This is a genomic window from Rhodococcus sp. NPDC058532, from assembly GCF_042719255.1.
Classification (GTDB): Bacteria; Actinomycetota; Actinomycetes; order Mycobacteriales; family Mycobacteriaceae; genus Rhodococcus_G.
In genome coordinates, this window is record NZ_JBHXNU010000016.1 from 13,985 (window position 1) to 34,796 (window position 20,812).

Sequence of the window (20,812 nt, forward strand, 5' to 3'; positions counted from 1 at the left end):
CGCGCCACCGGTTTCGTGCCGGCGGCACGCATGATCCGACACCGCGGACTCACACGGGCCGCGGTCGCTTCACCCGATACCGCAGGAAGGCGGGCAGCAGCAGGCACGCGATCGCCACGCCGACGACGACCAGCACGCCCCCGCCCGCGGCCGCGACCGCGGTCCCGAACGCGAACGCGGCGGCGCCGTGCAGCACGTCACCGATCCGCGGGCCACCCGCGACGACCACGATGAACACGCCCTGCAACCGTCCGCGCATGTCGTCGGGGGCGACCTGCTGCAGCATCGTCGACCGGAACGCGGCCGAGATCATGTCCACCGCGCCACCGAGGGCGAGGAACGCGAGCGCGATCCACAGCAGCAACGGTCCGCCGTCCGGATCCGCGAGTCCGACGGCAACCCCGAAGCCGATCATCGCGACACCCCACAGCGCGATGCACACCACCACAGCGCGACCCTGGTAGCTGACCCGGGGCAGCCACCCGGAGAAGACCCCGCCGACCACGGCGCCCGCGGACATCGCCGCGAACAGCAGCCCGAGCGCGACCCCGCCGGACACCGGGTCACCGAACGTCTCGTGCGCGATCTGCGGGAACAGCGCCCGCGGCATGCCGAACACCATCGCGATGATGTCGACGACGAACGATGCGAGCAGCACCTTCTGCGTGGACAGGTAGGCGAAGCCGTCGAGCACCGACCGCAGCCCCGCCCGCGTCGTCGCGCCGAGCGGCGGCAGCGCGGGCAGTGCCAGCACCGCCCACAGCGTGGCCAGCAGCGCGATCGAGTCGATCAGATACAGGCTGGCCAGCCCGACCGACGGAATCAGCACCCCGGCGAGCAGTGGCCCCGCGATCGCCCCGAACTGCACCACCGTCATGTTCAGCGAGTTCGCGGCGGGAAGCTGCTCGCCGGGGATCAGGCGCGGGATGATCGCCGCCCTGGTCGGCTGGTTCACCGCGAAAAACGCCTGCTGCAGCGCGAACAGGCCGAGGACCAGCCACACGTTGTCGAGCCCTGCCGCTGCCTGGGCCCAGAACAGCACCGACGTCACGATCAGCCCGAGCGTGGTGATCGTGATCAGGCGGCGGCGATCCATCGCGTCCGCCAGCGCGCCGCCCCACAGCCCGAACACGATCAGCGGCACCAACCCGAACACGCCGGTCAACCCGACGTACGCGGAACTGCGGGTGATCTCGTACACCTGCTGCGGCACCGCGACGACACTGAGCTGCGCACCGATCACCGTGACGATGCCGGAGACCCAGAGTCGGCGGTAGTGCGGCTCGCGCAGCGGGGTGACGTCGGCCAGCAGCCGACGTTTCCGCAGTTCCGTCACGGCTGCAGGCGCTCAGCGGTCCAGCCGGTGCCAGCGCGGGTGACCAGCACCCGGTTGTGCATCCGGTTGGCCCGGCCCTGCCAGAACTCGACGGTCCGCGGCCGGAGCAGGAATCCGCCCCAGCCCGGCAGTCGCGGGATCTCGTCGTGGTCGGCAAACCGCTCGGTGACCTCGACCAGCCGGGCATCGAGCGCCGCCCGCGACTCGATCGGCGCGGACTGATCCGACGCCCACGCACCGAGCTGCGACCCTCGGGGCCGGGTCCGCCAGTACTCCTCGGTCACCGCGTCCGGTACCCGCGTCACCTCACCGCGCACCGTGACCTGGTGCGCGAACGCGGTCCACGCGAAGGTCGCCGACGCGTGCGGGGAGCGGTCCAGCTGGCGAGCCTTGTTCGACCGATAGTTCGTGTAAAAGACCAGGCCGTCCTCGGAAACGCCCTTGCAGAGCACGGTCCGCGACGCCGGGCAGCCGTCCGCGTCGACGGTCGCCAGCACCATCGCGTTCGGCTCGGGCGTCCCCGCCTCCCGCGCCTGATCGATCCACCGCTGCAGCAGCGGCAACCAGCCGTCGGCGACGGTCGCCACGTCCAGGTTCAGTTCGTGGGCAGGCGAATTCACGCCCTGCGCCGCGTACGCGACCCGCATGGCGGCGAGGTCGACGGGTTCCGCGGCGGGAGGTTCGGCATCGGGCGACACACCCGATCACGTTACTCCCGGGTATGCCCTGCTCAACGGCGGCGGACCGACGGGCTAGAGTTCATCGGTGACCGCGGCGACACGTGCTGCACACCCGGCACGCACACCCCGCCCGGCGGTGATGGCTTTGTGCGGCCCGGACCGGCGGCACTGAAGACGAGGAGAATCCACGAGAAATGGCATCCAGCGCGGCAGTACCCGAGGATTTCGTCGCAGGGCTCGAGGGCGTCGTCGCCTTCACCAGTGACATCGCCGAACCCGACAAGGACGGTGGCGCGCTGCGCTACCGCGGCGTCGACATCGAGGACCTCGTCGAGCAGGGCGTGACGTTCGGTGACGTCTGGGCGCTGCTCGTCGACGGCGAGTTCGGCAAGGGCCTGCCCCCTGCCGAACCGTTCCCGCTCCCCATCCACACCGGCGACGTCCGCGTCGACGTGCAGGCCGGCCTGGCGATGCTCGCCCCGATCTGGGGCTTCGAGCCGCTGCTCGACATCGACGACGCCACCGCCCGCGAGAACCTCGCCCGCGCCGCCGTCATGGCCCTGTCCTATGTCGCGCAGTCCGCGCGCGGCATCTACCAGCCCGCCGTCCCGCAGCAGCGGATCGACGAGGCCCGGACCGTCACCGAGCGGTTCATGATCCGCTGGAAGGGCGAGCCGGATCCGGCGCACGTCGCCGCGATCGACGCCTACTGGGTCTCGGCCGCCGAACACGGCATGAACGCCTCCACCTTCACCGCCCGCGTCATCGCGTCCACCGGCGCCGACGTCGCCGCCTCGCTGTCCGGTGCGGTCGGCGCGATGTCCGGCCCGCTGCACGGCGGCGCCCCCGCCCGCGTGTTGCCGATGATCGAGGAGACCGAGCGCACCGGCGACGCCCGCGCACTGGTCAAGGGCATCCTCGACCGCAAGGAGAAGCTGATGGGCTTCGGTCACCGCGTGTACCGCGCGGAGGACCCCCGGGCCCGGGTGCTGCGCAACACCGCCAAGCGGCTGAATGCGCCGCGCTACGAGGTCGCTGCCGCGCTCGAGCAGGCCGCGCTCGCCGAGCTGCGTGAGCGTCGCCCCGACCGCGCGATCGAGACCAACGTCGAGTTCTGGGCCGCGGTCATCCTCGACTTCGCCGACGTCCCGGCCGCGATGATGCCCGCGATGTTCACCTGCGGCCGCACGGCGGGCTGGTGCGCGCACATCCTTGAGCAGAAGCGTCTCGGCAAGCTGGTCCGGCCCGCCGCCATCTACACCGGACCGGAACCCCGCACCCCCGAGTCCGTCGCCGGCTGGGACAAGGTCGCCCGCTAACCTTCCCGCCTCGTCACCCAACGCAGTAAGGACACATCGCTGATGAGCACCCCGATCATCCCCGCCGACCTCAAGCCCGTCGACGGCCGCTTCGGCTGCGGCCCCTCGAAGGTCCGCCCCGAGCAGCTGCAGTCGCTCGTCGACGTCGGCGCCTCCGTGTTCGGCACCAGCCACCGTCAGAAGCCGGTCAAGGACGTCGTGGGTCGGGTCCGTTCCGGCCTCCGCGACCTGTTCTCGTTGCCCGAGGGCTACGAGGTCATCCTCGGTAACGGCGGCTCGACGGCGTTCTGGGACGCCGCCGCGTTCGGCCTGATCCGGGAGCGATCGCAGCACTTCACCTACGGCGAGTTCTCGTCGAAGTTCGCGTCGGTGGCCAAGGGCAACCCGTTCATCGGTGACCCGGTCGTCGTCTCGTCCGATCCGGGCAGCGCACCGGAGCTCGTGGCCGACGGCTCGGTCGACCTGATCGGGTGGGCGCACAACGAGACCTCGACCGGTGTCGCGGTGCCGGTGTCCCGCCTCGCGGGATCGGAGAACGCGCTGATCGCGATCGACGCCACCTCCGGTGCGGGCGGGCTGCCGGTGACCATCACCGACGCCGACGTCTACTACTTCGCCCCGCAGAAGTCCTTCGCCGCGGACGGCGGCCTGTGGATCGCGCTGATGAGCCCGAAGGCGCTTGAGCGGGTCGCGGAGATCAAGGACTCGGGTCGCTGGACCCCGGAATTCCTGTCGCTGCCGATCGCGGTCGACAACTCCCTCAAGGACCAGACCTACAACACCCCCGCGCTGGCGACGCTGCTGATGCTCGCCAACCAGATCGAGTGGATGAACGGCAACGGCGGTCTGGAGTGGACCACCGCCCGCACCAAGGACTCGTCGTCGCGGCTGTACGAGTGGGCCGAGGCGTCCGCGTTCGCCACCCCGTTTGTGACGGATCCGGCGCTGCGCTCGCAGGTCGTCGGCACGATCGACTTCAACGACGATGTGGATGCCGCGGCGGTCGCGAAGATCCTGCGCGCCAACGGGATCGTCGACACCGAGCCGTACCGCAAGCTGGGGCGCAACCAGCTGCGCATCGGCATGTTCCCGGCGATCGACCCCGAGGACATCAGCCAGCTGACCAAGTCCATCGACTGGGTCGTCGCTCAGCTCTGAGTTCCGTCACCACGGCGTCATGACCACGCGAACAGCCCCCGACTCCCAGCCGGGGGCTGTTCGCGTTCACGGACCGAATGTGAGTGGTACCGTCCTTCACACACATCCGCAGCACACCGGAGGTCAGTCATGAGCAGGACACGGCCGGACGTGGACGTCCTGATCATCGGCGCCGGACTGTCCGGCATCGGCGCGGCCCACCATCTCCAGGACGCGTTCCCGGGCCGCACCTACACGATCCTCGAGGCCAGGGACGCGATCGGCGGCACCTGGGACCTGTTCCGGTACCCCGGGATCCGCTCCGACTCCGACATGCAGACGCTCGGCTACCGGTTCCGCCCGTGGACCGACGAGAAGTCCATCGCCGACGGACCCGCCATCCTGCAGTACGTCCGCGACACCGCAGCCGAGGCGGGCATCGAGAATCGAATCCGATTCGGGCACCGCATGATCCGGGCGGACTGGTCGAGCAGCGATCAGCTGTGGACGGTGGACGCCGAGCACGACGGCGAGACCGTCACCCTCACCGCCCGCTTCCTGTACGCCTGCACCGGCTACTACCGCTACGACGAGGGCTTCACCCCGGCATTCGAGGGCACCGACCGCTTCGGCGGACGGATCGTGCACCCGCAGCACTGGCCGGCGGACCTCGACCACACCGGCAAGAAGGTCGTCGTCATCGGCAGCGGCGCCACCGCGGTCACCCTGGTCCCGTCGATGGCCGCCGACGCCGGTCACGTCACGATGCTGCAGCGTTCGCCCACCTACATCGCGGCCCTGCCCGCGAAGGATCCCATCGCCAACACCCTGCGACGGGTGCTCGGCGACCGGATCTCCTACCCGATCACCCGCTGGAAGAACGTCGCGTTCTCCACGGTCACCTATCAGCTGAGCCAACGGCTTCCCGGAGTCGTCAAGACGTATCTCCGCAAGGCGCAGCAGCGGCAGCTGCCCGCGGGCTACGACATCGACACCCACTTCACCCCCCGCTACGACCCGTGGGACCAGCGCATGTGCCTGGTACCGGACGGCGACCTGTTCCGCGCGATCCGCCGCGGCACGGCGTCCATCGTCACCGGCCGGATCGCCACGTTTACCGAGCGCGGTCTGGCGCTGGAGTCCGGCGAGGAACTCGACGCCGACATCGTCGTCACCGCGACCGGGCTGAACCTGCTGATCTTCGGCGGCGCCGAACTGTGCCTCGACGGGGAACCGGTGTCGCTCCCGGACACGTTGGCCTACAAGGGAATGATGCTCAGCGGCGTCCCGAACTTTGTGTTCACCATCGGCTACACCAACGCCTCATGGACGCTCAAGGCCGATCTGGTCGCGGAGTACTTCTGCCGCCTGCTCACCCGGATGGACGCCAACGGCGAGACGGTGTGTGTTCCGGTCAACGACGACCCGACGCTCACCACCCGGCCACTGCTCGACTTCGAGGCAGGCTACGTGCAGCGCTCGGTCGACCGGTTCCCCCGGTCCGGCTCCCGGGCACCCTGGCAGCTCGGCATGAGCTATGTCCACGACCTCGTCACCCTGCGGCACCGCACCCTGGACGACGGCGTCATGCAGTTCAGCTGACCGACCGCACCCCCTCCACACCCCTCCCTGACCGCACCCCACCCCCTCCCCCTCCCCCTCCCCCTCCCTGACCGAATGTGGGATTCGGTCACATCAAGTGACCGAATCCCACATTCGGTCGGGGAGGAGCGGGTCGCCAGGGCCGTCGCGACCGGTTATCCACAGGGCGCGCAACCGTCCACAGGTCCCGGAATATCGCGGGTCGGACCGGCCTCGGGGACGTGACCGCCACCGACGATGTCTGCATGAAGCGCGGAGAGTGGGCCACCGACGTCGAATTCCTGACCTCACACAGCAGGAACGGAGTCATCCGCACGTCGCACCTGCGCGCACTTGGGGTGTCGCCGGGCACCATCACCGGCCGCTGCAGGCCGGGCGGGCGCTGGCAGCGCCTGCTGCCGGGGATCATCCTTCTGCACAACAGTTCTCCCACGAGACTTCAGCGCAACACCGCGGCGCTGATGTATGGCGGGCGCGACAGCATGCTGACCGCACACGCGGCGCTCGCAGCACACGGATACCAGCGGTCGGCATCGATGAGCGATGTCCTGCTGCTGATCCCCGCCGACCACTATCGGCAGTCGAATGCCTTCGTCCGTGTCGAACGGACGTGGCGCATGCCGGAACCCGTGATCCGCGGGACGCTTCGGTGCGCGCCGATCACGAGGGCCGTCCTCGACGCAGCGCGGCGTACTCGCGTAACGAACGACTGTCGCGCGCTGCTCGCGGACGCTATCCAGACCGGGGGCACGACGGTCGACGAATTGGCGATCGAACTCGCCGAAGGATCCTGCCGCGGCACGGCGCTGCCCCGGTCAGTGCTCCGGGAACTGGGAGCCGACGCACACTCCGTCGCCGAAATCGATGCGCAGCAGCTCTACGCCCGGAGCGGACTCCCCACCATGAAGCACAACCGGGCGGTCGAGACCGCGTCCGGCGAATTCATCGCCTCCCCCGATGGGTGGATCGACGACGTGGCGATGGTGTGGGAGATCGACTCGATCAAGCATCACTACACGACCTTCGATCATGAACGCACCCTCGAGCGGCGGGCCCGAATGCAGAGCCACGGGATCATCGTGCTCACCCACCTGCCCCGAGCAATCAGCGAGAAGCCGGCCCTGGTCCTTCAGCAGCTACGGGAAAACTATGACTTGGCCCGGTCGAGACCCCGGCCGAATGTCCGCCTCCGGCCGAAGAAGGCTCCCACCGCCTGAACGGGCCGTCGCCCCCGTGCTGTTCCCTCCCGGCTCCGCTCCCGACCGGTGGCACTCCGCTCCCGACCGGTGGCACTCCGCTCCCGACCGCTGACCGAATGTGGGATTGGGTCACACCAAGTGACCGAATCCCACATTCGGTCAGCGGCGGGGCGGTCAGCGGCGGGGCGGGTTCGGGGCGGTCAGCGGCGGGGGCGGGGCGGGGCGGCGGCGGGTGGCTAGTCCGCGACGATCGCGTCGGCCTCGATTTCGATCAGCAGGTCGGCGTCGATCAGCTTGCTGACCTCGAGGATGGTGGTGGCGGGGCGGATCTCGCCGAACACCTCGCCGTGCGCGAGTCCCGCCTCCTCCCAGCGGCTCATGTCCGTGAGGAACATGCGGGTGCGGATGACGTCCTCGGGGCGCGCGCCCGCCTCGGCGAGGGCGGCGACGATGCGGCGCAGCGCCTCGCGGGTCTGCTCGGCGAGACTGTCGCCGCCGACCGGCCCATCGGGCCCCGACGCGGTGGTGCCGGACACGGACACCTGCGCGCCGATGCGGACGGCCCGCGAGTACCCGATCTTCGCTTCCCAGTCGGAGCCGGACGAGATGTTGTTTCGATTCGACATTCCGTGGATTGTGTCAGGCCGCCCGACGGCGACGTCAGCGGCGGGTGCGCTGCTCGGCGACGAAGCGGCGGAACGGCTCGAGTGCCTCGTCGTCGAGGTGCGGACCGCTCACCTCGATCCCGACGCCCGCGGAGCCGACGACGTCGGCACAGCCGAGCGCGAAGCGGGGCCCGTCGTCCGCGAGAATCGCACCGAACTGAGTTGCTGCCGCACCGAACACGACCCGGCGCACTCCGGCCCACACCATCGCGGCCGCGCACATCGGGCACGGCTCACCGGACGCATACACGACCGCGCCGGCCATCCGCTCCGTGTTGCCCTCCGCGCAGGCGGTGGTGATCGCGTCGAGTTCGGCGTGCCCGGTCACGTCGCCCGATGTCGCCACCGAGTTCGCGCCCTCGCTGACCACGGCCCCTGCGGCGTCGACGATCACCGCCCCGAATGGTCGGTTCCCCGCGTCACCGGTCTCGACCGCCAGCGCGATCGCCCTGCGCAGGTGACGGATGTCGGTGCTATCCGGTCCGGTCACGCGGTCGCTCCCTCCGTGGTTCCGTTCTTGCGCACCAACGCATTCGCGCCGATTCCCGCGACGATGAAGGCGATGCCAAGCCAGGTCGGCCCACCGTCCATCGCGAGGGTGACGATACCGATCGGGATCAACCAGGTCGCGAGCGGAGCGATCAGGTCGGTCAATCCCGGCGCCCGCGCGGAGGGCTGCCCCGCCGCTGCCGCGGCGCGGGCCGTGGCGACGTCCGGGTACCACTGGGTGAACTGCAGTGCGCACAGGATGGCCGCGGTTTGGATCACCCAGCCGGTCCAGATGTTGTCGGCGTCGTGCAGGACCGCGTCGCCGTAGAAGCCAGCGCCGGTGGCGACGAGGAAGGCGAGCGCCCACGCGCCGGTGATCACGTAGTTCACCCTGATGAACGCTGGACTGTCCCAGTACTCCTCCTCGACCTCCTCGCGGGCGTATTGGAGCGTGAACGGCATTCGGGCGATCATCGACCCAACGGCGATCAGGAACAGCGTGATGTTCGCGATCTCCCCGATCCACGTCTCCATCCACTCCTCGCCTGCCTCGTCCACCACGAAGTGCGCGACGACGAGCGCCGCGAAGAAGAGCACGTCGATGACGCCGAGCAGCTTCACCGACCGACCACGGACGCGGTCGACGATCAGGAACGCAACGGACATCGCCAGCGCGACACCGGCGGCGACCTCGAGCCGCCCGGGACCCTGGAACACCGCAAGCACGATCCACGGCGCCAGCCCGGTCAGCGGACCGTCGAGCAGGGACGCGAACGCCTCGAACGCCCGGCGGGCCGGAGTGGATGGCGGTCCCGCCGTGGCGTCCCCGCGGTCGAATCGGTTCGCTTGGGGTCCGGATCCGTCCGAGGCGGACACCCGTTCGACGTTTCCCACCATCGCTCTTCCCTCGCCATCGGCCACTGGGTGCGCGGAGCATCGAACCGCAGCATATCGCCGAGCGAGGGCGCGAATCGGCCTAATGCGACGGATCCGGCGGCCGGATTCCCGGCGGCTCGGACACAGATCCGTAAACCCTCAAGGTGAACTAGAGACTATAACCCGAGGCAGATGGATCGACGGCACCGGGCAGGCGTGTCGTCCCCCCGCCGGAATCACGGGTGGATTACAGTCAGCCCGGGCAATATCGCGAAATCGACGCGATGAGGAGGTCAATGTGCGCGAGCTCTCCGTGATCGGACTCGAGCCCGGCGGATCGCACGTGGTGTGTGCGGATCCCGACACCGGCGAACGGTTCCGGATTCCCGCCGACGACAAGCTACGCGCCGCGTCCCGCGGCGACATCGCTCGGTTCGGCCAGATCGAGATCGAGGCGGAAAGCCAAATGCGGCCCCGCGAGATCCAGGCCCGCATCCGCGGCGGCGCCACGATCGAGCAGGTCGCCGAGGAGGCCGGGGTGTCGGCCAAGCGGATCGAGCGATTCGCTCACCCGGTCCTGCTCGAACGTGCCCGCGCCGCCGAACTCGCCCAGGGTGGCCACCCGGTCCGCGAGAACGGTCCGACCGTGCAGACCCTCGCCGAGATCGTGTCGATGGCCTTCCGCGCCCGCGGGCACGATCTCGACGACGCGGATTGGGACGCCTGGCGCGACGAGGAGGGGCACTGGGTTGCCCAGCTGCAGTGGCAGGCCGGGCGCACCCGCAACGCCGCGCACTGGCGGTTCCAGCCCGACTCGCACGGCGGCACCATTGCTGCCCTCGATTCCGCAGCAACGGACCTGATCGATCCCGACTTCGGTCGGCCGCTGCGGAGCCTCGCCCCGCTTGCCCTCTCCCCGGCCGTCGACGCCGAGGTCGAGGTCGAGGAGGCCGTCGAGCCCCCCGCCGAGCCGGAGCCGGAACCCATTCCGGACCTCGCGACGGAGACCGAGCCGAAGCAGGCACCCCAGCAACAGGGCGGCAAGGACAAGCGCGGCAAGCCGCATCTCCCGTCGTGGGACGACGTCCTGCTCGGGGTCCGCAGCAGCGGGCGCGGGTAGCCCGCCGCACCCACCGCCCCCGGCTTACAGTAACCTTTGGTAACACATATCGAAGGACGGCCAGGGGGACCACGTGCTGACGCTCGACTTGACCAAACTGACCGACGCCCTGCCGAGCCGGGACGACGTCGCGGTTGCCGCCCGCAACGCCTGGGCGCTCACGGTCGGGGGTGGCGTCGCCCCCGCCGACCCCACCCCGTCCGAGCTGCTGCGCGGCGGACCGCACCGGGACCTCTACCGGTTCGGACCTCCCCCGGCCCGGGACGCCCGCCCGGTGCTGCTGGTTCCGCCGCTGGCGGTCCCCGCCTCCTGCTATGACCTGCGCCCGGGCCAGAGCCTGGCCGCACACCTCGTCGAGCGGGGGCACGCCACCTACCTCCTCGACTACGGCACCATGACCTCGGCCGACGGCGACCTGGGGTTCGAGTCGTGGGCCGAGGACATCGTCCCGGACGCGGTGCGGCACATCAGCGAACGCCACGACGGCGCCGCCGTCGACCTGATCGGGTGGAGCCTCGGCGGAACCATCTCGCTGCTCACCGCCGCGGGCCAACCGGACCTCCCGATCCGCTCCGTCACCGCGATCGGCACCCCCCTCGACTACACCCGCATCCCGGTCATCAGCCCGCTGCGGATGATCGGCCGGGTCACGACCGAGCGCCCGCTGACCGCGGTCACCCGACGACTCGGCGGGCTGCCTGCCCCGATCGTCCAGGCCTCGTACCGGGTCACCGCACCACACCGGGAACTGTTCAAGCCGTGGTTCATCGCCCGGAACCTGCGCAACACCGAGTCGCTCGCCCGGATGGAGGCCATCGACCGGTTCATGGCGGAGATGCCCGGTTACCCGGCCCGGGTCTTCGACCAGATGTGCTCCCAGCTGATTCTTGGAAACCGTTTGGCAGCAGGAGAATTCAACTACGGCACCCGAGTGGTGCGACTCGCGGACGTGCGAGTTCCGGTGCTCGGAGTCGGCGGAACCACCGATGTGATCGCACCCGCCGCTGCGGTCGAACCGATCACGGATCTGCTGACCGGATCGCCCTATGTCCGCTTCGAGGCGGTCGCGGGCAGCCATCTCGGTCTCGTGGCCGGCCCCGGAGCGCGGGACACCACCTGGCCCATTATCGACGAGTTCCTCGGTTCGGTTTCGCACGACCTGGCCGACGCACGGTGCGCCGACCCGGAATCGGCCACGAGCGTCGTACCCTCGTAGAAAGCCGACGGAAGCGGGGTGCACCGGTGGGGCCGAGAGCATCAACGATCTGGTACGTCGACATCCCCGACCCCGCCGCGGTGCTCCGCGAGCGCCCCGCCCCCGACGCCGACGCGGCCCAGGCGCTCGCATCCCGCCTATACCCCGAAACCGTTGCGGTACCACTGCAATCCGGAACGCTGGCCGATTCGGCCGCGCCTGCCGGGCGGCAGGTGTTCATCGGCAGCTATCCGGGGGTGACCGTGGTGTGCGAGCCGACCCTGGCCGTGAACCGGCCGTCGCTGATCGACGAATCCTGGACCAGCCGACTCGAATCCGAACACACCTACCTGGTCTGCGCCGAGGACACGACCCCGTGGGGTGCGTTCGCGTGCTGGAAACGCGGCGAGCTGCGCAGGTCGTTCAGTGCGACATCGGCGTTCATCCACGAGAACATCGGCCTGCCCCTGGTGTGGGAACGCGAGTTCTGGGGCGGCGAGCACCCCGCCGAGCGCCCGATCGACGTGCTGCCCGATCCGCAAACACTCCCCTTCGATCCCGGCGAGTTCGCCGACGCGGCGAACCTGCACTGGCTCGGATTCCGCCATACAACGCCCGCCGCGGCCGACGCGACCGGTGTCGCCGACGTGGCGCTCTGCGGATTCACCCTCTACGCGGCAGGCACGGAACCGGCCGCCCCGCCCGCGGAGCCCGAACACCGGGGCCTGCGCGGATGGTGGCGCAGGCTCGCAGGCTGACCGTTCGGCGGACCAGGCGTCAGCGGGCCCCCAGCAGCAGGGCGGCCCACCCCAGCAGCACCCCCGCCGCGGCGCCGTACACCACCCACCGCCACACCGGGACCGCGCGCCACTGCCAGACGGTCGGCGCGACACCCGCCACCACGACCACGTTCACCACGAGCGCGAGCAGCGGGTGCACGGCGATCATCGCTGCGCCACAGGCAATCACCGCCACCGTGACCAGAACCGCGGAGAACCCGGCGACGACCAGCGCCGGACCGCTCATCCGAGCCGGACCCGCTCGTAGAACGCCATCGCCGCCGCGGTCGCCACGTTGAGCGAATCGGTGCCCGGCGCCATCGGGATGCGGGCCCGGACATCGGTCTTGCGCATCGTGTATTCGGACAGCCCCGGCCCCTCCGCCCCGAGCAGCAGCGCCACCTTCTCCCCCGTCATCGCCTCGGCGAGCGTGTCCGCGGCCGGATTCGGGGTCAGCGAGATGAGCTGAAAACCATTGTCCCGCAAGTGCTGCAATCCGTGCGGCCACTCCGGAACCCGAGCGAACGGCACCCGCAGCACGTGCCCCATCGACACCCGGACGGCCCGGCGGTACAGGGGGTCGGCGCATCGGTCGCCGAACAGCACGGCGTCCACCCCGAGGCCGGCCGCGTTGCGGAACATCGAGCCGATGTTCTCGTGATCGTTGACCCCCTCGAGGACCGCGACGGTCCGCGCCCCCGCGAGCACCCCGTCAAGGTCGAGCGGCGGCGGGCGATGCGCAGCGGCCAGCACACCGCGGTTGAGGTGGAACCCCACCACCGCAGCCATCACCTCCGCCGACGTGCGGTAGAACGGCACGTCGACGCCGGCGAGGTCCGCGGACAGCTCACCGAGCCTGCGGTCGACACCGAGCAGGCTGATTGGCTGGAACCGGGACGACAACAGCCGCTGCGCAACGAGAACCCCCTCGGCGATGACCAGCCCCTTGCCGTCGGGGAGGTCGGGTCGACGGTCGGAGGAGTTCAGATCACGGAAGTCGTCCAGCCTCGGATCCGCCGGGTCATCGATGTCGATTACGTCAGCCACCCGACCATCTTGCCGCAGGGCAGAAAGGGCGCCTCCGCCGCGCCGCGCACCTGCCCTAGTCGGAGTTGGTGACGAATCCGCCGATGATGTCGATCGAGCGCCGCAGCACGGCCAGCTGCTCCGGGTCGAGTCCGGCCAGCTGATCGGTCATCCACTTCTCCCGCGCGCTGGTCTCGTCGGCGAGCAGCGCGTGGCCCGCGTCCGTCAGGGAGACGATGATCTGCCTGCCGTCGGTGGGGTGCGGGGTGCGGGAGACCATTCCCCCCTCCGCTAGCGACGCGATGACACGGGTCATCGACGGCGGCTGCACCCGCTCCTTCGACGCGAGCCCGCCGGGTGTCATCGGTCCGTGCTCGTCGAGGCTGGCCAGGGCGGACAGTTGCGTCAGCGACACCGGGGAATCTGCCCGGCGGCCACGCAGATGCCGCGACAGACGCACGACGGCCAGGGAGAGATCGCTGGCGAGTGAGCGGGTATCCAAGGTCACTCACGGAGGATACGGCACTGGCCCGCAACTATTTCAGGTAATCGCGTCGGTTATGGGGCCGACAGCAAAATACGCGACAAACAGGGCGGCGACAACCCACAGCAGCGGATGAATCTGCTTCGCCTTGCCGCTCGCCGCTCCGATCACCACCCAGGCGATGAACCCGACACCGATCCCGTTTGCGATCGAGTAGGTGAACGGCATGACGACGATCGTGAGAAACGCGGGCAGCGCGATGTCGAACCGAGTGAAGTCGATGTCCCGGACCTGCCCGATCATCAGCGCCCCAACCACGACCAGCGCGGGCGCGGCCGCCTCGATCGGCACGATCTCGTACAGCGGGGTCAGGAACATCGCGGCGAGGAACAGCACCCCGGTCACGACGTTCGCCAGGCCGGTCCGCGCCCCTTCGGCGATACCCGAGGCGGACTCGACAAAGACGGTGTTGGAGGAGGCGGAGGCACCGCCACCGACGATCGCGCCCGCGCCCTCGACGACGAAGGCCTTGCCGATCCCCGGCAGGTTGCCGTGCTCGTCGGTGAGCCCGGCCTCCTTGCCGAGGCCGGTCATCGTGCCCATCGCGTCGAAGAAGTTGGCGAGCACCAGCGTGAACACCAGCAAACTGGCCGCCAACACACCGATCCGGGTGAACGCCCCGAACAGGTTGACGTCACCGACGAGGCTCAGGTCCGGCATCTGGGTGAGCACGTCCGGAAGTCCGGGCACGCTCAAATTCCAGCCCTTGGGGTCGACGCCCTTGGACGGACCGATGTCGAAGACGGCCTCCAGGATCGCGGCGAGCACGGTGGTGACGACGATGCCGATGAGCAGGCCACCGCGCACCTTCCGCGCCACCAGGACTCCCATCAGCAGCACGCCGAACACGAAGATGACCGTCGGCCACGACGCGATGGATCCCCCGATGCCGAGCCCGACGGGCACGGTGGTGCCTGCCACGTCCGGGATGCGCCGGACGAAGCCGGCATCGACGAAGCCGATGAACGCGATGAACATGCCGATGCCTGCGACGATCGCCGACTTCAGCGCATCGGGCACCGCGTTGAACACCGCGGTTCGGAAGCCCGACACCGCCAGTGCCACGATGATGAGGCCGTCGATCACGACCAGGCCCATCGCCTCCGGCCAGGTCACCTGCGGCGCGATGGTCACCGCGAGCAGCGCGTTGATGCCGAGGCCCGCCGCGATGCCGAACGGATAGTTCGCGATGATGCCGAAGGCGATGCTCATCACGCCCGCGACGAGCGCGGTCACCGCCGCGACCTGACTCACCGGCAGGATGTTGCCGAGCACATCGGTCTTGGCGGACGCGTCGTCCGGCGAGAAGCTGCCGAGGATGAGCGGGTTCAGCACCACGATGTACGACATCGCCACGAATGTGACGAGACCGCCGCGCATCTCCTTGCTCAGCGTCGATCCACGCTCGGTGATCTTGAAGTAGTTGTCGAGTATCCGCGGGGTGCCCGCCATCGTCCCGTCCTCAGTTGCCCAGGGTGCGACGCACCGTTCGCGCCTTCGGAGAGACTAGGGCATTCGGCGCGATCGGGCCCGGTGGCCGGTACCGTTGTGTCGGTGAGCACGCCCCGCAACGATCCCCTGCTTCCCGCCCGGTTGATCGACCCCCGCCCGGTGCTCGCACTGGGCACCGCGGCCTGGATGACGGCGACGATTCTGGTGCTGCTGGTCGGCGACCGGTGGGAGCCGCTGCTGCCGATCTGCCTGGCCGGACTCGCGTTCGGGGCGCTCGGGTCGGCACTGTTCCTTGCCCAGCGGCGCGCGGCGCGGCGCGGCAGCCGGACCGCGCAACGCGGGCTCAGCTAACCACGGCTCGTCGCGCGGCATACCGGGCAGTGGCCCAGATCCACAGCGCCGCCCATGCCACCCCGAGCAGCCAGCCCGCCAGCACGTCGGTGAGCCAGTGCGCGGCAAGGTATACCCGGGACAGCCCGATCCCGGCGGTCCACAGCACGAGCAGCGTCGCCGGGAGCGGTCCGAGTGCGCCTCTGGTGCGGACCAGCACCGCGCCGAGCACGCACACCAGGATCGCCGACATCATCGCGTGCCCGGACGGGAACGAATGGGTCAGCTCGTCGACCAGACGGTCCGGGAACGGCGGTCGCGCCCGGCCGACCACCAGCTTCGACGCGCTCATCAGCAGGAATCCGCTGACCATCGCGCCCGCGACGAGCACGGCATCGACGCCGCGTCCGCGGGCCAGCAGCGCGAGCATGACAGCGGCGGTGATCGCGGCCGCGACGACCGTGTCGCCGAGGTGGGTGATCACGGTGACGACCTCGGTCAGCCAGGGCGTCCGCCAGTGCAGGACCTGGTCGAGGACCGCCCCGTCGATCGGGTCACCAACCACCGGTCGGCCCCGGCCCGAGCCTGCGGGCGTCGGCGTGGGTGCGACCCGCCCCGTCCACCCACCACGGCACCTCGACGTCGGCCTCGACCGCCCCGGACAGTCGCACCGTCAGCGTCTCGTGCAGCACCAGGACCCCGGCAGGCAGCGACCGACCGGACGTGACCGCGGCGAGCACCGCGCCCGCCTCGCGCGCCGGGTCGACGGTGCGCCCGGTCCCGAGCACCTCCCCGCGCACCGCCTCCGACGCGGGCGGCAGGTCCAGCAGGTCCGCGAGCGCCCCGGCGGACGCCAGGTCGCCGACCACCAGCCGCCCGGCCGGGACGGCGGCCGCCAGCCACGGCCGGTCCAGCACCATCGCGTCGGCGGGGTCCGCGACGGCGCCGTCGACGGCGCGGACCCGGGTGGGGGGCGGCAACGCGTCCAGGTCGAGCAGGCCCGCCGCGGTTGCCTCCGCCAGCAGCCGGTGGGTGCGCACCGTCACCGCGGGGGTTGCGACCCGGTCCGGGTCGGCGAGCCGCTCGATCAGCAGGTCGGCGAGGGCCTGGTCGTCGACGCGGTCCGCGGCCAACGCGCCCGCCAGTGCCGCGGCGTCGGGATGGTCCAGCGGGTCGAGCAGGCCCTCGAAGGTCGGGTCGTCGGGGGAACGCAGCGACCCCAACGGGACACCGTCCACGCCAGCGTGCCGTCGCAACCACCACGCGGTGTAGCCGCCCCGGTCGGCGAGCAGGGCGGCGGTCTCGGGCCCGGCGGCGAGCAGGGTCAGCGCCTGCCGCCACGCACCGGGGGCGACGAGGTCGAGGTCCCGGACCGCGAGCAGTACCTCCGGGTCATCGGGCAACGTTGCCCACCACTCGGATTCGCGGTCCAGGTGGTGGTCGGGGCCGGTCGGCAGTTCCTCACGCACCACCGTGAAGCCCCATCCGACGCCGAGCGCCAGCAGCGCGTCGGAGCCGTGGGCGTCGACGACCCGGGCGGCAACGGTGGTGAACGGTGAGTCCTCGTCGAGCACGGCGGCCAGCGGCGCACCGGGGAGCAGCAGTTCGTCGGCGGGACGCAGGTCGCCCGCCTCGTCGGGCAATGGCAGCGCACCAAGCCAGCCGGGCAGCGGCCCCTGCCCGGCCGCGGCCGCCACCAGCGGCAGCACGACGTCCACGAGTTCCGTTGCGGCACCGTCACGGTCGTCGAGCCAGCCGTCGTCGTCGTACTCGATCCGTTCCCGCAGTGCCGGGTCGCCGAGCACGTCGAGCACCCCGACCGTGGTGGCGCCGAGCCGGGTCAGCAGCGGATGCGCCGCGTCCGGATGGACCAGTCGGATCCAGTCCACCCCGCGTCCGGCCGCGCCGAGGTCGTGGCCGAGGAGGGTGGTGCGCGGGCCGGTCACGGTCCGGCCGTCGGTGAGCGGCACCGGGATCGCGGCCAACTCCTCGGCCGCGAGGGGGTCGACGACGAGCGGGAGGAGCGCGTCGTACAGCCGGGCCCACCAGCCGGGATCCCGGTCCAGTCCGGCGAGGAGTTCGGCGAGCCGCGCCAACCCGAGCCGGTGCACCCCGACCGCGCCGAGCGCGCGAGCCGCCGCGACGCCGGACATCTCGGCGGTGAGCAGTCCCGGGACCACGTCGGCGAGCAGGTCGCCGAGATCGTCGTCGAGCCCGGGCAGCACGGCTGCGTCGCCGGGGCGCAGGATTCCGCCTGCGGCGCCGGGCAGCCAGGGATGGTCGGCGAGGCGCCGCAGCACCGCCTCCCGCAACTGCTCGTCCACCTCGCCACGCGCAAAGCCGGGGGTGGGAAGAAGCGCGATCCGCTGCGAAACAGGCAGGGACGCAACGAACTCTGCGTATCCGTCGGCGAGGTGTGCGATCGCGGCGCCGGGCAGGATGCGACGGCGGTCCGGCTGCAGCTCGGCGTCCGCGATCACCATCGCCGGCAGCGAGAGCTCCTCGTCGGAGCGGGTCGGGGCCCGCAGGACGTCGCTGGCCAGCGGCCGCACCACCCCCCCGGCGACCGGCACCAGGAATCGTGCCGTCGGTCCCGCGTACTGCCACCAGGTCCGGTCCCCGACGACGACCTCACCGACCCCATCACCGAGATCCCGTTCGGTGCGCGTGAACTCCCGGTCGCCGATCCGGATCGACTGCAACGCAGGAAGTTCCAGCAGCAGGTCGACCGCCTCGGCGGTCATCGCGGCCAGCAGCGCTGCGCCGTCGACGTCGGGCAGCAACCTCAGCACGACCTCGGTGTCGAAGCCCGGCGCGGGGGCCGCGTCGCTGGCCCACGCCAGCCGCAGCACCGGCACCCCGGCGTCGGGTTCGGGCAGCCCGGCCCGGGTGATCTCGGCGCGGGTGCGGCGGGCGGAGAACACCACCGACCCGGTCACCGACCGCAGCTCGGCCTCGTCCGCGACGGCGAGGACCGCCGTGAACCCGACCCCGAACCTGCCGACCCCTTCACGTTTGCCGGAGACCCGCAGCGCGGCCAGTGCCTGCACACCGGCCGCATCCAGGGGGGAGCCGACGTTCGCGATGTGCAGCATCCGGCCGTCGAGCCGGACGTCGAGCCGCCCGGGAACGCGGGCGGCCGCCGCGGCGTCGGCCGCGTTCTGCGCGAGTTCGGTGAGGATCCGGTCGCGGTAGCCGCCGCGGACGAAGTCTGCCTCAGTGACCGCGTCCTCCCGCAGCCGCGTCGGCGACGAGGTCCAGGCGAGCAGGGTCGCCGCGCGGAGCGCCTCGGTGCCGAAGGGGTCGGTCACTCGGTCGGCGCCGCGTCCGTCTCGGCGTCGGGCCGCTCGTTCGTGGTCGGCTCCGTCGCGGTAGCGGGCTCGCCCGCGACCGTCTCGACCGCCGCCGCGGTCGGCTGCGGCAGCGTCACGACCTCAAGCGCGCCGTCGTCGTAGGCGTCGTAACGCGGGGTGCCCGCACCGGTAGGCAGTTCGGTGTCGGAGTGGGCGCCGCAGCCGTACTCGGCGTGCACCACGTGCCCGTCGGCGGACAGTTCGTTGCCGCACACCCCGAACGCCGCCCGCAGCGAGCCGGCGAGCGGCAGGTAGAACCCGCACAGCCCGCACGTGGAGGGGGCGGCCTTCGCCATCTCCGAGTCGGGTCCGAAGTCGCCGTCGCGCCAGCGTTGCGCGGCGTCGAGACGACCCTCACGGCTGAGGACCTGCTGGCGGCCGAGCCCGACCTCGCGGGCCACGTCGTCGACGACCGGGTCACCGGTCGCCACGTATCCCGGCGCGAGCCGCGGATCCTGGGCGCGGGGGGCGAGCAGGTCGCCCGGCGACAGGTCGCCGGCACGCACCCGCTGATCCCACGGCAGCCAGTCCGGCGCGACGAGGGCGTCCGGTCCGGGCAGCAGCGCGGACTCGTTGACGGTCACCCGATCCGAATCGGGCAGCGCGGACAGCACCACCGCCCACTGCCAGCCGTGGTAGCCGGGCAGCGTCGCCTCGAAGCGGTGCGTCGCGGTGTTCTCGTCCTCGGCGGTCACGCCGAGGTGCGCGCCGACCTGCACCTCGCCGAGGTCGGTCAACGCCCTGCGCGCGAACTCCACGGCCTCGGCAAGAAGGGGACGCACGGGGGCAAGCTCGGGGGCAGATGACAGACTCACATCTTCATTTTGCCGCATTGCGTGCGGCGTGCACCCGCTCGGGCTGCGATGCTTGCATCGTGACCCGGTTCCGACTGCTCGGCCTCGCCGTCGCGGCGACCGTCCTTACCCTCGGCAGCTGCGCGGCGGGGTCCTCCGACGACCCCGGCTCCTCGGGTCTCGGCTCGTCCGGGTCGGTGCCGACCCTGCGCGTCGACGTCCTCGACCGCCGACCCCACGATCCCACCGCATTCACCCAGGGTCTCGAGATCGCGGATGGGGCGCTGCTCGAGGGGACCGGGCTGGTCGGCCGGTCGTATGTCACCGCCCGCGACCTCGACACCGGTGCCGAGTTGGCGCGGGCCGACCTGCCCGCCACCATGTTCGGTGAGGGGATCACCGTGGTCGGTGACACCGTGTGGCAGCTGACGTGGCGGGACCAGGTCGCGTTCGCCCGCGACCGGACCACCCTCCGGGAACGTGCCAGGGTCGCGTACGACGGCGAGGGCTGGGGCCTGTGCGCGCAGCCGGACCGGTTGGTGATGAGCGACGGCAGCTCGACCCTCACCTTCCGTGACCCGGCGACCTTCGCCGTGCGCGGCACCGTCGATGTCACCCTCGACGACCGCCGGGTCGACCGGCTCAACGAACTCGAGTGCACCGCCGACGGGATGGTTTATGCGAACGTGTGGCAGACCACCGACATCGTGCGGATCGACCCGGCGAGCGGTGCGGTGGTCGCGGTGATCGACGCATCGGGCCTGCTGACGGAGGCGGATGCTGCCGAGGCCGACGTCCTCAACGGCATCGCCGCGATCCCCGGCACCGACCGATTCCTGATCACCGGGAAGCTGTATCCGACGATCTTCGATGTGCGCTTCGTCTCCTGACCACGCCGCCACACCGGGGCTTATGG

General features: G+C 70.8%; 21 protein-coding genes. 9 read left to right on the forward strand and 12 right to left on the reverse strand.

Features of this window, described 5'->3' with window-relative positions; translation table 11 throughout:
- Positions 1–49: 49 nt before the first annotated feature.
- Both ACFWQG_RS17955 and pdxH read right to left on the reverse strand, forming a co-directional pair.
- A complete protein-coding gene (locus ACFWQG_RS17955) occupies positions 50–1,336 on the reverse strand; it encodes an MFS transporter (RefSeq protein WP_378508999.1) in 1,287 nt (428 codons plus the stop codon).
- Positions 1,333–2,034 carry a pyridoxamine 5'-phosphate oxidase gene (gene pdxH / locus ACFWQG_RS17960; protein ID WP_378509000.1) on the reverse strand — a complete coding sequence of 234 codons (702 nt, stop codon included), beginning with the start codon at positions 2,032–2,034 and terminating at the stop codon, positions 1,333–1,335. Before pdxH ends, ACFWQG_RS17955 begins: the two co-directional genes overlap by 4 nt.
- Before the next feature lie 176 nt (positions 2,035–2,210).
- On the opposite strand from pdxH, the gene ACFWQG_RS17965 reads away from it, so the two are divergent.
- The 4 genes from ACFWQG_RS17965 (at position 2,211) to ACFWQG_RS17980 (ending at position 7,291) form a co-directional block, all read left to right on the forward strand.
- Positions 2,211–3,335, forward strand: coding sequence for a citrate synthase 2 (locus tag ACFWQG_RS17965; RefSeq protein WP_378509001.1), 1,125 nt, complete (start codon positions 2,211–2,213; stop codon positions 3,333–3,335).
- Positions 3,336–3,377: 42 nt separating this feature from the next.
- Positions 3,378–4,493: a phosphoserine transaminase gene (gene serC / locus ACFWQG_RS17970; protein ID WP_378509002.1), complete on the forward strand. Its 1,116-nt coding sequence runs from the start codon at positions 3,378–3,380 to the stop codon at positions 4,491–4,493.
- Between the two features lie 129 nt (positions 4,494–4,622).
- On the forward strand, positions 4,623–6,074 hold the full coding sequence (locus tag ACFWQG_RS17975) for a flavin-containing monooxygenase (protein WP_378509003.1): 1,452 nt from the start codon (positions 4,623–4,625) through the stop codon (positions 6,072–6,074).
- Positions 6,075–6,319: 245 nt separating this feature from the next.
- Positions 6,320–7,291 carry a hypothetical protein gene (locus ACFWQG_RS17980; RefSeq protein WP_378509093.1) on the forward strand — a complete coding sequence of 324 codons (972 nt, stop codon included), beginning with the start codon at positions 6,320–6,322 and terminating at the stop codon, positions 7,289–7,291.
- 218 nt (positions 7,292–7,509) lie between these two features.
- Here ACFWQG_RS17980 and ACFWQG_RS17985 read toward each other — a convergent pair whose 3' ends face one another.
- The 3 genes from ACFWQG_RS17985 to ACFWQG_RS17995 are packed head-to-tail and all read right to left on the reverse strand — an operon-like array spanning position 7,510 to position 9,324.
- Positions 7,510–7,899 (reverse strand): RidA family protein, encoded by a 390-nt coding sequence (locus tag ACFWQG_RS17985; protein WP_378509004.1) that lies wholly within the window; start codon positions 7,897–7,899, stop codon positions 7,510–7,512.
- A 34-nt stretch (positions 7,900–7,933) separates the two neighbouring features.
- Positions 7,934–8,428 carry a nucleoside deaminase gene (locus ACFWQG_RS17990; RefSeq protein WP_378509005.1) on the reverse strand — a complete coding sequence of 165 codons (495 nt, stop codon included), beginning with the start codon at positions 8,426–8,428 and terminating at the stop codon, positions 7,934–7,936.
- Positions 8,425–9,324 (reverse strand): hypothetical protein, encoded by a 900-nt coding sequence (locus ACFWQG_RS17995; protein ID WP_378509006.1) that lies wholly within the window; start codon positions 9,322–9,324, stop codon positions 8,425–8,427. Before ACFWQG_RS17995 ends, ACFWQG_RS17990 begins: the two co-directional genes overlap by 4 nt.
- A 277-nt stretch (positions 9,325–9,601) precedes the next feature.
- Here ACFWQG_RS17995 and sepH point away from each other — a divergent pair, with 277 nt between their 5' ends.
- The 3 genes from sepH to ACFWQG_RS18010 all read left to right on the forward strand — a co-directional run bounded on the left by sepH (position 9,602) and on the right by ACFWQG_RS18010 (position 12,376).
- A complete protein-coding gene (gene sepH / locus ACFWQG_RS18000; RefSeq protein WP_378509007.1) occupies positions 9,602–10,423 on the forward strand; it encodes a septation protein SepH in 822 nt (273 codons plus the stop codon).
- 109 nt (positions 10,424–10,532) lie between these two features.
- Complete coding sequence (locus tag ACFWQG_RS18005) at positions 10,533–11,639, forward strand: alpha/beta hydrolase (protein WP_378509094.1); 1,107 nt, start codon at positions 10,533–10,535, stop codon at positions 11,637–11,639.
- A 26-nt stretch (positions 11,640–11,665) separates the two neighbouring features.
- Positions 11,666–12,376, forward strand: coding sequence for a DUF6928 family protein (locus ACFWQG_RS18010; RefSeq protein WP_378509008.1), 711 nt, complete (start codon positions 11,666–11,668; stop codon positions 12,374–12,376).
- A 19-nt stretch (positions 12,377–12,395) separates the two neighbouring features.
- Here ACFWQG_RS18010 and ACFWQG_RS18015 read toward each other — a convergent pair whose 3' ends face one another.
- Genes ACFWQG_RS18015 through ACFWQG_RS18030 form a run of 4 tightly spaced genes read right to left on the reverse strand, consistent with a single transcriptional unit; the run spans position 12,396 to position 15,419 of the window.
- Complete coding sequence (locus tag ACFWQG_RS18015) at positions 12,396–12,644, reverse strand: DUF2537 domain-containing protein (protein WP_378509009.1); 249 nt, start codon at positions 12,642–12,644, stop codon at positions 12,396–12,398.
- Positions 12,641–13,444: a TrmH family RNA methyltransferase gene (locus ACFWQG_RS18020; protein WP_378509010.1), complete on the reverse strand. Its 804-nt coding sequence runs from the start codon at positions 13,442–13,444 to the stop codon at positions 12,641–12,643. Before ACFWQG_RS18020 ends, ACFWQG_RS18015 begins: the two co-directional genes overlap by 4 nt.
- A gap of 55 nt (positions 13,445–13,499) precedes the next feature.
- On the reverse strand, positions 13,500–13,931 hold the full coding sequence (locus ACFWQG_RS18025; protein ID WP_378509011.1) for a MarR family winged helix-turn-helix transcriptional regulator: 432 nt from the start codon (positions 13,929–13,931) through the stop codon (positions 13,500–13,502).
- 33 nt (positions 13,932–13,964) lie between these two features.
- Positions 13,965–15,419 (reverse strand): NCS2 family permease, encoded by a 1,455-nt coding sequence (locus ACFWQG_RS18030; protein WP_378509012.1) that lies wholly within the window; start codon positions 15,417–15,419, stop codon positions 13,965–13,967.
- Between the two features lie 102 nt (positions 15,420–15,521).
- Here ACFWQG_RS18030 and ACFWQG_RS18035 point away from each other — a divergent pair, with 102 nt between their 5' ends.
- Positions 15,522–15,770, forward strand: a complete 249-nt coding sequence (locus ACFWQG_RS18035) for a DUF2530 domain-containing protein (RefSeq protein ID WP_378509013.1) — start codon at positions 15,522–15,524, stop codon at positions 15,768–15,770.
- Here ACFWQG_RS18035 and ACFWQG_RS18040 read toward each other — a convergent pair.
- The 3 genes from ACFWQG_RS18040 to ACFWQG_RS18050 are packed head-to-tail and all read right to left on the reverse strand — an operon-like array spanning position 15,763 to position 19,935.
- The gene (locus ACFWQG_RS18040) at positions 15,763–16,314 is read right to left on the reverse strand and encodes a phosphatase PAP2 family protein (RefSeq protein WP_378509014.1); all 552 of its coding nucleotides are present in this window, start codon (positions 16,312–16,314) and stop codon (positions 15,763–15,765) included. The two genes, ACFWQG_RS18035 and ACFWQG_RS18040, sit on opposite strands and share 8 nt — an antisense overlap.
- Positions 16,304–19,060 carry a sacsin N-terminal ATP-binding-like domain-containing protein gene (locus ACFWQG_RS18045; RefSeq protein ID WP_378509015.1) on the reverse strand — a complete coding sequence of 919 codons (2,757 nt, stop codon included), beginning with the start codon at positions 19,058–19,060 and terminating at the stop codon, positions 16,304–16,306. The genes ACFWQG_RS18040 and ACFWQG_RS18045 overlap by 11 nt, the downstream gene beginning before the upstream one ends.
- A complete protein-coding gene (locus ACFWQG_RS18050) occupies positions 19,057–19,935 on the reverse strand; it encodes a DUF3027 domain-containing protein (RefSeq protein WP_378509016.1) in 879 nt (292 codons plus the stop codon). Before ACFWQG_RS18050 ends, ACFWQG_RS18045 begins: the two co-directional genes overlap by 4 nt.
- A gap of 41 nt (positions 19,936–19,976) precedes the next feature.
- Between ACFWQG_RS18050 and ACFWQG_RS18055 the strand changes: the two genes are divergently transcribed.
- Positions 19,977–20,786 (forward strand): glutaminyl-peptide cyclotransferase, encoded by an 810-nt coding sequence (locus ACFWQG_RS18055; RefSeq protein WP_378509017.1) that lies wholly within the window; start codon positions 19,977–19,979, stop codon positions 20,784–20,786.
- Positions 20,787–20,812 lie beyond the last annotated feature (26 nt).

Excerpts from the sequence above, each read along its gene's own strand:
- ACFWQG_RS17965 (WP_378509001.1), top strand. The coding sequence starts at position 2,211 with ATGGCATCCAGCGCGGCAGTACCCGAGGATTTCGTCGCAGGGCTCGAG.
- serC (WP_378509002.1), top strand. The coding sequence starts at position 3,378 with ATGAGCACCCCGATCATCCCCGCCGACCTCAAGCCCGTCGACGGCCGC.
- ACFWQG_RS17975 (WP_378509003.1), top strand. The coding sequence starts at position 4,623 with ATGAGCAGGACACGGCCGGACGTGGACGTCCTGATCATCGGCGCCGGA.
- ACFWQG_RS17980 (WP_378509093.1), top strand. The coding sequence starts at position 6,320 with ATGAAGCGCGGAGAGTGGGCCACCGACGTCGAATTCCTGACCTCACAC.
- ACFWQG_RS17985 (WP_378509004.1), bottom strand. The coding sequence starts at position 7,899 with ATGTCGAATCGAAACAACATCTCGTCCGGCTCCGACTGGGAAGCGAAG.
- ACFWQG_RS17995 (WP_378509006.1), bottom strand. The coding sequence starts at position 9,324 with ATGGTGGGAAACGTCGAACGGGTGTCCGCCTCGGACGGATCCGGACCC.
- ACFWQG_RS18015 (WP_378509009.1), bottom strand. The coding sequence starts at position 12,644 with ATGAGCGGTCCGGCGCTGGTCGTCGCCGGGTTCTCCGCGGTTCTGGTC.
- ACFWQG_RS18030 (WP_378509012.1), bottom strand. The coding sequence starts at position 15,419 with ATGGCGGGCACCCCGCGGATACTCGACAACTACTTCAAGATCACCGAG.
- ACFWQG_RS18050 (WP_378509016.1), bottom strand. The coding sequence starts at position 19,935 with ATGCGGCAAAATGAAGATGTGAGTCTGTCATCTGCCCCCGAGCTTGCC.